This window comes from Bradyrhizobium sp. CCBAU 65884 (assembly GCF_028128835.1).
Taxonomy (GTDB): domain Bacteria; phylum Pseudomonadota; class Alphaproteobacteria; order Rhizobiales; family Xanthobacteraceae; genus Bradyrhizobium; species Bradyrhizobium ottawaense.
Genome location: NZ_LBJU01000101.1, coordinates 64,502 through 75,549 on the forward strand (window position 1 = coordinate 64,502; position 11,048 = coordinate 75,549).

Here is an 11,048-nt window from a genome sequence, read left to right on the forward strand (position 1 = left end):
GCGGAGCGCGAGCGGGGTGGGGTGATCTCTCCACACGGGCAGTGTTCTATGCGGAGGGACCGTCACCCCACCCCGCTTCGCACATCGCTGCGCTCGTTGCGAAGCGACCCTCCCCCTCCAGGGGAGGGTAAGAGAAGTCAGATCGCACTCGTGCCTTCATGCTGGAAGCCGAGATAGCTGGCCGCGACGCGCTCGTTCGCGGCGATATCGCTGGCCTTGCCGGAGAGCACGAACTCGCCGAGCTCCATCACATAGGCCTGGTCCGCGATTTTCAGCGCGGCCTGCGCGTTCTGCTCGACCAGCAGCACGGAGACGCCGCTGGCGCGGAGTTCGGTGACGATGCGGAAGATGTCGGCGACGATGATCGGGGCGAGGCCGAGGCTCGGCTCATCCAGCATCAGCAGCTTCGGCTCGCCCATCAGCGCGCGCCCCATCGCGAGCATCTGCTGCTCGCCGCCGGAGAGCGTGCCGGCAAATTGCTTGCGACGCTCCTTGAGTCGCGGAAACAGCGTGTAGACGCGTTCCATCGAGGCTCTCGCCTTGCTTCGCTCGATGCGGAAGGCGCCGAGCTCGAGATTGTCCTCGACATTCATGGTCACGAACAATTCGCGGTGCTCCGGGACGAGGCCGAGCCCCATCGCGACGCGGTCCTCGATGTCGAGCCGGGCGAGATCCTGGCCGGCAAAGGTGACCCGGCCTTTCAGCGGCAGGATGCCCATGATGGCGGAGAGCAGCGTGGTCTTGCCGGCGCCGTTGGCGCCGACGATGGTGACGATCTCATTCGCGCCGACCTCGAGCGAGACCGAGCGCACCGCCTCGACCTTGCCATAGGCGACATGGGCGTCGGTGACCGACAACAGCGCGCTCATGCCGCCACTCCGAGATAGGCCTTGATCACTTCGGGATTGGTCTTGATCGTGGCGGGGGTGCCTTCGGCAATCTTGGTGCCGAAATCGAGCACCACGATGCGGTCGGCGAGGTTCATCACGAAGCCCATGTCGTGCTCGACCAGGAGGACGCTCATGCCGCCGTCGCGCAAGTCCCGCAGCAGCTTGGCGAGCTGCTGCTTTTCCATGTGGCGCAGGCCGGCGGCCGGTTCGTCGAGCAGCAGCAGCATCGGATCGACGCAGAGCGCTCGGGCGATCTCGACGATGCGCTGCTGGCCGAGCGAGAGGCTGCCTGCGAGCTGATGCATCTGGTCGGCAAGGCCGACGCGCTCGATCTGGCGGGCGGCCTCCGCGAGCAGTTTGGCTTCGTCGGCGCGGTCGAGCCGCAGCATCGAGGAGATCGGGCCGGAATGGCCGCGCAGATGCGCGCCGATCGCGACGTTCTCCAGCACGGTCATGTCAGGGACCAGCTTCACATGCTGGAAGGTCCTGCTGATGCCGAGCTTGACGATCTCCTGCGGCGGCGCCTTGTCGACCTTCTTGCCGAGCACCGAGACCGAGCCTGACGTGGCCGACAGCACGCCGGTGATCAGGTTGAAGGTCGTGCTCTTGCCGGCGCCGTTCGGGCCGATCAGCGCGACGATCTCACGAGCCTGGACGTCGAAGGAGACGTTGTTGACGGCGACCACGCCGCCGAACTGTTTTCGCGCCTTGTCGACCTGGAGCAGGATGTTGGACTCGCCGGGCGCGCGCGGACGCTGCTCCAGCTTCAGAGAGGTGTCCGGCTTCTTGCCGCTGGTCCGCTCCGGCAGGAACGACATCAGCCAGGGCCAGAGGCCGCCGGGCGCAAGTTGCAACAGCGCCACCAGCATGATGCCGAACACGATGGTCTCGACCTGGCCGGAACCGGGCAGGATCAGCGGCAGATAGCTCTGCAGCACCTCTTTCAGGACCACGACGATCGCCGCGCCCAAAACGCCGCCCCAGACATAGCCGGCGCCGCCGACCACCGCGATGAAGAGATATTCGATGCCGGCCTGCGCGCCGAACGGCGTCGGGTTCACCGCGCGCTGGAGATGCGCGTAGAGCCAGCCGGAGAGGCCGGCGAGCACGGCGGCATGGATGAACACCAGCAATTTGGCGCGCGGCGTGTGCACGCCGAACGCCTCGGCGGCGACATGGCCGCGCCGTAGCGCGCGGATGGCGCGTCCGGTGCGGGAATCCAAGAGGTTCATCGTCAGCAGCGCCGAGAGGATCACGGCGACCCAGATCGCGTAATAGATCGAGCCGGGCGAGAGCATCTTGAACGTGCCGATCGACAGCGGCGGGATCGCCGAGATGCCGTCGTTACGGCCGAGAAACTCCAGCTTGCTGAAGAGATAGAACAGCCCGAGCCCCCAGGCGAGCGTGCCCAGCGGCAGATAATGGCCGGAGAGACGGACGGTGATCAGCCCGAGCAGCACCGCCAGCGATCCGCTGACCAATAGCGACAGCGGCAGCGTCAGCCAGGGCGACAGGCCGTAGGCCGTCGACAGCACCGCGGTGGTGTAGGCGCCGAAGCCGACGAAGGCTGCCTGTCCGAACGAGGTCAGGCCGCCGACGCCGGTCAGCAGCACGAGGCCCATCGCGACGAGGGCCGCGAGGCCGATATTGTCGAGCAGCACGATCCAGAACGGCGGCATGCCGGGGACGAACGGAATCACGGCCATGACGGCTGCGAAGACGATGATGGGAAGGCGGCTCTGCATTTCAGCCTCAGTCCTTCTCTTCTTCGACGGCGGGCGCGGCGAGCGAGCGCAGCAGCAACACGGGGATCAGCAGCATGAAAACGATCACCTCCTTGTAGTTGGAGGCATAGAAGGACGAGAACGCCTCGACGAGGCCGACGACCAGCGCCGCGGCGGCGGTGAGGGGATAGCTGACGAGGCCGCCGATGATCGCGGCGACGAAGCCCTTCAGGCCGATCAGGAAGCCGCTGTCATAGTAGAGCGTCGTGATCGGCACGATCATGATGCCCGACAACGCCCCGATGACGGATGCCAGCAGAAAGGCGATCTGCCCCGACAGCGTGGTGCGGATGCCGACGAGCCGCGCCCCTAACCGGTTCACGGCGGTTGCGCGCAGCGCCTTGCCGTAGAGTGTCAGGCCGAAGAACAGCCAGAGGGCGACGATGAAGGCGATGGTGATGCCGTAGACGGTGAGGCTCTGGCCGGTGAAGCGCAGCGAGCCCGCGGTGAACGCGCCGGACAGCACGGCAGGTCCGCGCTGGCCTTCGGCGCCGAAGAACAGCAGGCCGAGGCCCTGCAGTGCCAGATGGACACCCACGGATGCGATCAGCAGCACCAGCACGGAGGTGTGTGCCAGCGGCTGGAATGCGACGCGGTAGAGATAGAGGCCGATCATTGCCACGATCATCAGCGACAGCGCGATCGAGACCGCGACCGGCGGCTTCTGGGCTGCGAAGTAAACCGTCAGCGCCAGCACGATGGCTGGCAGCACGATATTGGTGAGGACGCTGCGCACGATCAGGCGGCCGTGCAGCGCCTTGCGCGCGACGAACAGGTCGAAGGCGAAAGCGCCGATGCCGAGCGCCAGCGCGAGCTTTGCCGTGCCCGGCATCTGGCCCGCGGCCAGCGAGGCGTAGGTCAGCGCGCCGTAGGTGACGAATTCGCCCTGGGGAATGAGGATGACGCGGGTGACGGCGAACACCAGCACCAGCGCCAGGCCGAGCAGCGCATAGATCGCGCCATTGGTGATGCCGTCCTGCACCAGGAACAGCATGATGGTGGTATTCAAGACCGGACGCTCCCCCTAAAGATTACGGACCGGTCCCCTCGATCGCGGTGGACGGTCCGCTCACAGCCATTGAAAAACGCATGCGATATTTGATATGGTCCATAACAATTATCAAATATAACATCAAGGGCGGGAACGATCCCTCCCGAATTTAGCGGGATTACGAGCACGAGGCGATGACCGTTTCCAAAGCCGCTGAAAAATCCTCCGAAAAGCCTGCCGACTCGGCCAAGGGCCGCAAGGACGCGGCCGAGGCGCAAGGCCAGGGGGCTGCTGGCGAAGCGCTCCAGCTCGGCGAGCTCTCGGAACAGCTCGGCTATGTGCTGAAGCGGGCGCAGCTCAAGGTGTTCGAGAACTTCCTGCGCTGCATGGCCTCGCTCCAGCTCACGCCGGCGCAGTTCTCCGTGCTGCTGCTGGTCGAGAAGAATCCCGGCCGTAACCAGACCGAGATCGCCTCCACCCTCGGCATTCTCAGGCCGAACTTCGTGGCCATGCTCGACAATCTCGAGAGCCGCGACCTTTGCGCGCGGATCCGCTCCACCAACGACCGCCGCTCGCACATCCTGGTGCTGACCGACAAGGGCAAGGCGGTGCTGGCCCGCGCCAAGAAGCTGGTCGCCACCAAGCACGAGGCCCGGCTGAACGAGCTGCTCGGGCAGGCCAACCGCGAAGCCCTGATCGCGATGCTGGCGAAGGTCGCGAACGAGTTCTGAGGCGGCGCTCCACGTCCGCGTCATGCCCAGGCTTGGCCCGGGTGTCCACGTTTTTGGGCAGCGAGGGAAGGCGTGGATGGCCGGGTCAAGCCCGGCCATGACGGGGGAGAAATCTCAGCCTCAATCCACCAAAATCACCCTGATGTCGTTCACGTTGGTCAGCGTCGGGCCCGGTAGCAGCAGGTCGCCGGTCGCCTCGAAGAACGTCGTGGCGTCGTTGTTGTCCAGGTACGCTTGCGACTGAAGCCCCTGCGCCTTCATCTTTGCGAAGGTCGTCGCGTCGATCAGCGCGCCGGCGGGGTCGGTGGGGTTGCCGGCGCCGCCGTCGGCGCCGTCGGTGTCGCCGGCCAGCGCCGAGATGTCAGGCGTGTCCTTGAGCAGAGCGGCGAGCGCCAACGCGTATTCCTGGTTCGGCCCGCCACGTCCATTGCCGCGCACCGTGACGGTGAGCTCGCCGCCGGAGAGGATCGCGAGGCGCTTGCCTTGCGCGCGCGCTTGCAGCGCCAGGCTGGCGTGAGCGGCGGCGACCTCGCGCGCCTCGCCTTCGAGATCGGCGCCGAGGTCGATGGTCTCGTAACCGGATTCGTGCGCGAGCTTCACCGCGGCGTCGAGCGACTGCTTGGGCCGCGCGATCAATTCGAAATGCGCGCGCGAAAAGGCGGCATCGCCGGGCTTGCAGCTTTCGTTGGCGGGATCGTCGAGCGCGCGGCGCACGGCATCGTCGATGTCGAGCTTGTATTTCGCGACGATGGCGCGCGCATCGGCCAGCGTGGTCGGATCAGGCACGGTCGGGCCGGAGGCGATCGCGGAAGCGTCGTCATGCGGCACGTCGGAGATCGCGAGCGTCACGATCTGGGCGGCATTCTTGCCGGCACGCGCAAGGCGTCCGCCCTTGATCCGCGACAGGTGTTTGCGCACGACGTTCATCTCGCCGATCGGCGCGCCCGAGCGCAGCAGCGCCTTGTTGACCGCCTGCTTCTGCGCAAAGCTGATACCGTCGCTGGGCGCGATCCAATTCGCCGAGCCGCCGCCGGTGAGCAGCACCAGGAGCAGATCGTCCGGCCCGGCCTCGCCTGCGAGCGCGAGCGTGTCGGCCGCGCCCTTGAGGCCAGCCTCATCCGGCACGGGATGCCCGGCCTCGACCACGCGGATGCGGCGCGTCGGCACGCCGTAGCCATGGCGCGTGGTGGCGATGCCGACGAGCCGCTCCGGCGGCAGCTTGAGCGTGTCGAGATAATGCCGTTCGGCTGCCGCGGCCATGGCGCCCGCGCCCTTGCCGGCGGCGAGGCAGATCACGCGTCCTCTTGGCGCGTGCCCCAAATGCGGCGCCAGCACCACATTGGGATGGGCAGCGGCAACGGCGGCGTCGTAGAGCGCGCGGAGCAGGGGACGGCGGTCGGTCATGACGATGGCCTTCGGCAGACGGAACAAACTGGCGACACACGCCGCCGTTCACCTGCCTAGCGCATCGGCGGCCAAAGCGTAAGCCGGCTGTGTCATCATTCGAATATGCAATCGCGTGATCATAATCGCCGCGTAGCAAGAAGCCCTCCGCGATGATCTCGCGGAGGGCCCTCTTGAACATTGCGATCCGGCTGGAGGCTAGCCGCCGGCGTCAGCGCTGATGACGTCGCCGAACAGATCCCACTTCTCGCCCTTGAACTTCATGAGCTGAAGCGAGCTGATCGGTGCGAAGTCGTTCGCGCCGGTGTTGATCTTGATGCCGGGCAGCAGCACCTCGGTGCGGAAGTCCTTCAGGCTCGCCGCCTGCTTCATGACGTTCTCGCGCGTGAGATTGTCGCCGCACTTCTTCAGCACTTCCACCAGCGTCTGCGCCACGCCGTAACCGACGATGGTGCCGCCGTCGAGCTTGTCACCTTCAGGGAAGTATTTCGTCATGAACTCCAGGAAACCCTTCATGCCGGCGTCGTCCTTCCACTGAGGATCCGACACGTCCTTCAGGTAGGCAGCCGAAATGATGTCCTGCGAATTCTCGAAGCCGGCGGGCTTGATTACGCTGCCGACCGAGGCCGAGACGTTGTTGAGGAAGTGGGTCGGCTTCCAGCCGATTTCGGAGATCTTCTTGATCGCCTGTGCCGCGAACTTCGGTGTGGTGATGTTGATGAAGATGTCGGCGCCGGTCGCCTTCATCTTCACGATGTGATTGTCGATCGTCGGCTCGGAGGTCTCGTAGCTTTCCTCCAGCACGATCATGCTCGCGGCCTTGGCGCCGAGCCCGTCTTTCAGGCCCTTCAGGTAGTCCTTGCCGTAATCGTCGTTCTGGTAGAGCACGCCGATCTTGGCATTCGGCATCTCCTTCAGGATGTATTTCGCGTAGATCTGCGTCTCGCTCTGGTAATTGGGCTGCCAGCCCATGGTCCAGGGGAAGTTCTGCGGATCATTCCATTTGGTGGCGCCGGTCGCGACGAACAGCTGCGGCACCTTCTTCGAGTTCATGTATTTCTGAATGGCCGAGTTCGGCGGCGTGCCGAGTGAATTGAAGATCAGCAGAACCTCGTCGCTCTCGACCAGCTTGCGTGCCTGCTCCACCGTCTTCGGCGGCGAATAGGCGTCGTCGTAGGAGACGAAATTGATCTTGCGGCCGTTGATGCCGCCCTCTTCGTTGATCTTCTTGAAATAGGCGGCTTCGGTCCGCCCGATGATGCCGTAGGCGGAGGCCGGTCCGCTGTAGGGCATGATGTTGCCGATCTTGATCTCCGTATCGGTCGCGCCGGTATCGTATTTCTTCTGGGCCGATGCGGTGGAGGCCGAGGCCGCAATGAGCGCAAGCGCCAGCGATGCGGCCGCAAGTTTGCCGGTGACAGCGGGCATTCCTATCTCCCTATTTTCTTGGTGTGTATGCGCCCCTTTTCTTGTCTCGATTTTCTTGGCGACGCTGCCGCAATTCAATACGATTTGGCTGATGCCTTCAACAGAAAGCCCCCGGGACGGCGTCGCGGGGGCTGCGTCTTTAGTAGTCAGGGACGGCCGGCTTTCGTGTGCGACTGCGAGAAGGTCCGGCTGTCTTGAGTTGTTTAACCAATCCGGGAGCGATTTTGGGTTGCGCCGCTTCAGTGGCCCATCTCGCTGGAGATGATGTCGCCGAACAGCTCCCATTTCCGGCCCTTGAAACGCATCATCTGCAACTGCTCGATCGGGGCGAAATTGTCCGGCGCGGTGTTGATCCTGATGCCGGGCAGCAGCGTGTCGGGCTCGAAATCCTTCAAGGAGGCTGCCTGCCTCATGACGTTCTCGCGGGTGAGGTCGTCGCCGCACATCTGCAGCACTTTGACCATGGTCTGCGCGGCGGCATAGCCGAACACGACGCCGGCATCGAGCTTGTTGGCCTTGGGATCATATTGCGCGAGGAAGTTATAGAATTTCTTCATGCCGTCGTCGGCATTCCACTGCGGATCGGAGCCGTCCTTGGTGTAGCTCGCCGACAGCAGGCCTTGCGAGATCTCCAGGCCCGCCGGCTCGATCACGCCGCCGACGGAGGCCGAGACGTTGGAGACGATGTGGACCGGATGCCAGTTGATCTCCGCCGCCTTCTTGATCGCCTGCGCGGCGAATTTCGGCGTGGTGATGCTGATGAACACGTCGGCGCCCGAGGCCTTCAGCTTCACGACGTGCTCGTCGATGGCGGGCTCCGACGTGTCGTAGGCCTCTTCCAGCACGATCATCGAGGCCTTGGGCCCGAGGCCATCCTTTAGCCCCTTCAGATAATCCTTGCCGAAATCGTCGTTCTGGTAGAGCACGCCGATCTTTCCGTCCGGCTTCTCCTTCATGATGTATTTGGCGTAGATCCGCGCCTCGCTCGCGTAGCTGGGCTGCCAGCCCATGGTCCAGGGATATTGCCTGGGATCGTTCCACTTCGAGGCGCCGCTCGCCACGAACAATTGCGGCACCTTCTTCTCGTTCATGTATTTGCGGATGGCGCCGTTGGTGGACGTGCCGAGCGAGCCGAAGATCAGCAGCACCCCGTCGCTCTCGACCAGCTTGCGCGCCTGCTCCACCGTCTTCGGCGGCGAATAGGCGTCGTCATAGGAGATGAACTTGATCTTGCGCCCGTTGATGCCGCCCTCGGCATTGACCTTGCGGAAATAGGCTTCCTCGGCCCTGCCGATCGCGGCGTAGGCCGAGGCCGGGCCGCTATAGGGCATGATGTTGCCTATTCTGATCTCGGTATCGGATGCGCCGCTGTCGTACTTCTTCTGCGCCAGTGCCGGGCTGCTCATCGCAGTGCACAAAGCGAGCCCGGTCCAGAGGGCCGCAACCTGAAAACGAACGGCGGACATTGTTCTCCTGCCCCGAGTTGGATCGGCGCCGCATTGAACAAGATTGGCGCCTGCCGTCAACAAAAAGCCCCCGCGATCGCTCGCGGGGGCTTCTCGAGGGTCGGACTATTGCGTCAGCGTGTCACTCGGAGGCGACGTCGCCGCTGATGATCTCGCCGAACAGTTCCCACTTCTCACCCTTGAAGCGCTGCATCTGCAGCTGCGCAATCGGGGCGAAGTCGGTAGCGCTGGTGTTGATCTTGACGCCGGGCAGGAGCGTATCCGGCGCAAAATCCTTCAGCGAAGCCGCCTGCTTCATGAGATTGGCGCGGGTGAGATCGTCACCACACATCTCCAGGACCTTGGCCAGGGTCGAGGCCGCGCCGTAGCCATAGACCATGCTGGTGTCGGACTTGTCGGCACCCGGCATGTACTTGTCGACGAACTCGTTCCACTTCTTCATGCCGGGGTCGTTGGCCCACTGCGGATCGGTGGAGTCCTTGGCATAGGCCGCCGACAGCACGCCCTGTGCATTGTCGAAGCCGGCGGGCTTCATCACGCTGCCGACCGAGATCGAGACGTTGGTGAGGATCTGGAGCGGCTTCCAGCTGAGCTCGGCCGTCTTCTTGATGGTCTGCGCCGCGAATTTGGGCGTCGCATAGATCAGCAGCACGTCGGGATTGGCGGCCTTGATCTTGACGATATGGCCATCGATCGACGGCTCGGACACCTCATAGCTCTCTTCCATGATGATCATGGACGCGCCCTTGGCGCCGAGACCGTCCTTGGTGCCCTTGAGGTAGTCTTTGCCGAAATCGTCGTTCTGATAGAGGATCGCGACCTTGGCGTCGGGCTTCTCCTTCATCAGCCATTTCGCGTAGATCTGGGCTTCGCTCTGGTAGGAGGGCTGCCAGCCGATGGTCCAGGGGAAGTTCTTCGGATCGTTCCACTTGGTGGCGCCGGTGGCGACGAAGAGCTGCGGGATTTTCTTGGCGTTGAGATACTTCTGGATCGCGCTGTTCGAGGGTGTGCCGAGCGGATTGAACACGGCCAGCACCTCGTCGCTCTCGACCAGCTTGCGGACCTGCTCGACCGCCTTCGGCGGCGAATAGCCGTCGTCATAGGTGACGAAGTTGATCTTGCGGCCGTTGATGCCGCCCTTGTCGTTGATCATCTTGAAATAGGCTTCTTCGGTCTTGCCGATGATGCCATAGGCCGACGCCGGACCGCTGTACGGCATGATGTTGCCGACCTTGATCTCGGTGTCACTTGCGCCGGTGTCGTATTTCTTTTGGGCGAGTGCCGCGCCGGAGGTGAGAGTGATGGCCGCCGTTGCCGTGACCAGCGCGGCGGCTCGCAGTGTTCTTCCAAAATGCAATTCGGTCTCCTTGCTTAATTTAACCGGACTTCAGTTCTTTTTGAGCTTGCCGACGAGTTGCTGGCCAATGATCGCGATCTGCCTTGCGCCGTGCGGCACGAGGTAGATGACGAGGAACAGCAGCACACCGAACACCGCGCCGGAGAGGCCCTTGGAGATGCTCTCCGCCATGTTCGGCACGAAGATGATGAAGGCCGCACCGACGAACGAGCCGGGCAGCCAGCCGACGCCGCCGACCACCATGCCGAGGAACAGCGAGATCGCGAGCGTGATGGTGTAGCTGTCGGGGGCCACGAACTGCACCGCGATGGCGCCGAGCGACCCGGCAATGCCCGTGATCGCCGCCGACACGCCGAAAGCCAGCGTCTTGTAGAGTGCGACGTTGACACCCATCGAGGACGCCGCGATCTCGTTGTCGCGGATCGCCATGAAGGCGCGGCCCGACCTCGAGCGCAACAGGTTCACCGAGAGCATGTAGATCGCGATCGTGACGATGAGCGTGAAGTAGTACAGCCACGTGTCCTGCGACATCGGCAGGCCGAACGGCGCATCCGGCTTGGTGACGACGAGGCCCTGCACGCCGCCGGTCCAGTGTTCCAGGAAGTTCAGCTTCAGCAGCTGCGGCATCGCGGTCGCGAGTGCGAAGGTCGCGAGCGCGAGATAGACGCCCGACAGCCGCAGAGCCGGTTTGCCGAACAGGTACCCGAAGCCGAAGCAGACCACGGCGGAGATCGGAATGGTCAGCGCGTAGTTGATGTTGGCGTGCTCCATCAGCACCGCCGACGTATAGGCGCCGACGGCGTAGAACGCGCTCTGGCCGAGCGAGAACTGGCCGGAGCCGCCGGTCAGGATGTTCAGCGCCAGCACGGCGAGCCCGTAGATCAGGAGCATCGTCATCTGGAAGATGACGAAGTTCTTGACGAACATCGGCACGATCAAGAGCGCCGCGAGCACCACCAGCGAGGTGCCGGTGCCCAGCGTCATGGCCCGCTTCGGA

The 11,048-nt window shown here is 64.0% G+C and carries 9 protein-coding genes; 1 reads left to right on the forward strand and 8 read right to left on the reverse strand.

All coding sequences use genetic code 11. From position 1 onward, the window contains the following. Positions 1 to 137: 137 nt before the first annotated feature. From XI03_RS10290 to XI03_RS10300, 3 genes are read right to left on the reverse strand one after another with little or no spacing between them, the layout of a single operon-like run. The gene (locus XI03_RS10290; RefSeq protein WP_271592057.1) at positions 138 to 869 is read right to left on the reverse strand and encodes an ABC transporter ATP-binding protein; all 732 of its coding nucleotides are present in this window, start codon (positions 867 to 869) and stop codon (positions 138 to 140) included. Next, positions 866 to 2,635: a branched-chain amino acid ABC transporter ATP-binding protein/permease gene (locus XI03_RS10295; protein WP_271592058.1), complete on the reverse strand. Its 1,770-nt coding sequence runs from the start codon at positions 2,633 to 2,635 to the stop codon at positions 866 to 868. Before XI03_RS10295 ends, XI03_RS10290 begins: the two co-directional genes overlap by 4 nt. A gap of 7 nt (positions 2,636 to 2,642) precedes the next feature. Further along, positions 2,643 to 3,683, reverse strand: coding sequence for a branched-chain amino acid ABC transporter permease (locus XI03_RS10300; protein ID WP_038950085.1), 1,041 nt, complete (start codon positions 3,681 to 3,683; stop codon positions 2,643 to 2,645). A gap of 176 nt (positions 3,684 to 3,859) precedes the next feature. Between XI03_RS10300 and XI03_RS10305 the strand changes: the two genes are divergently transcribed. Further along, positions 3,860 to 4,396, forward strand: coding sequence for a MarR family winged helix-turn-helix transcriptional regulator (locus XI03_RS10305; protein WP_038950084.1), 537 nt, complete (start codon positions 3,860 to 3,862; stop codon positions 4,394 to 4,396). 120 nt (positions 4,397 to 4,516) lie between these two features. On the opposite strand, the gene XI03_RS10310 is transcribed toward XI03_RS10305, so the two are convergent. The 5 genes from XI03_RS10310 to XI03_RS10330 all read right to left on the reverse strand — a co-directional run. Then, the gene (locus XI03_RS10310) at positions 4,517 to 5,800 is read right to left on the reverse strand and encodes a glycerate kinase type-2 family protein (protein WP_271592059.1); all 1,284 of its coding nucleotides are present in this window, start codon (positions 5,798 to 5,800) and stop codon (positions 4,517 to 4,519) included. 198 nt (positions 5,801 to 5,998) lie between these two features. Then, the gene (locus XI03_RS10315) at positions 5,999 to 7,228 is read right to left on the reverse strand and encodes an ABC transporter substrate-binding protein (protein WP_271592060.1); all 1,230 of its coding nucleotides are present in this window, start codon (positions 7,226 to 7,228) and stop codon (positions 5,999 to 6,001) included. 239 nt (positions 7,229 to 7,467) lie between these two features. Then, positions 7,468 to 8,694, reverse strand: coding sequence for an ABC transporter substrate-binding protein (locus tag XI03_RS10320; RefSeq protein WP_212475131.1), 1,227 nt, complete (start codon positions 8,692 to 8,694; stop codon positions 7,468 to 7,470). 121 nt (positions 8,695 to 8,815) lie between these two features. Next, positions 8,816 to 10,051: an ABC transporter substrate-binding protein gene (locus tag XI03_RS10325; RefSeq protein ID WP_271592061.1), complete on the reverse strand. Its 1,236-nt coding sequence runs from the start codon at positions 10,049 to 10,051 to the stop codon at positions 8,816 to 8,818. 30 nt (positions 10,052 to 10,081) lie between these two features. Next, a partial coding sequence (locus tag XI03_RS10330) for a branched-chain amino acid ABC transporter permease (protein WP_271592062.1) occupies positions 10,082 to 11,048 on the reverse strand: 967 nt, incomplete at its 5' end.

Coding starts and splice junctions, on each gene's coding strand:
- XI03_RS10290 (WP_271592057.1), bottom strand. CDS start 869: ATGAGCGCGCTGTTGTCGGTCACCGACGCCCATGTCGCCTATGGCAAG.
- XI03_RS10295 (WP_271592058.1), bottom strand. CDS start 2,635: ATGCAGAGCCGCCTTCCCATCATCGTCTTCGCAGCCGTCATGGCCGTG.
- XI03_RS10305 (WP_038950084.1), top strand. CDS start 3,860: ATGACCGTTTCCAAAGCCGCTGAAAAATCCTCCGAAAAGCCTGCCGAC.
- XI03_RS10310 (WP_271592059.1), bottom strand. CDS start 5,800: ATGACCGACCGCCGTCCCCTGCTCCGCGCGCTCTACGACGCCGCCGTT.
- XI03_RS10315 (WP_271592060.1), bottom strand. CDS start 7,228: ATGCCCGCTGTCACCGGCAAACTTGCGGCCGCATCGCTGGCGCTTGCG.
- XI03_RS10320 (WP_212475131.1), bottom strand. CDS start 8,694: ATGTCCGCCGTTCGTTTTCAGGTTGCGGCCCTCTGGACCGGGCTCGCT.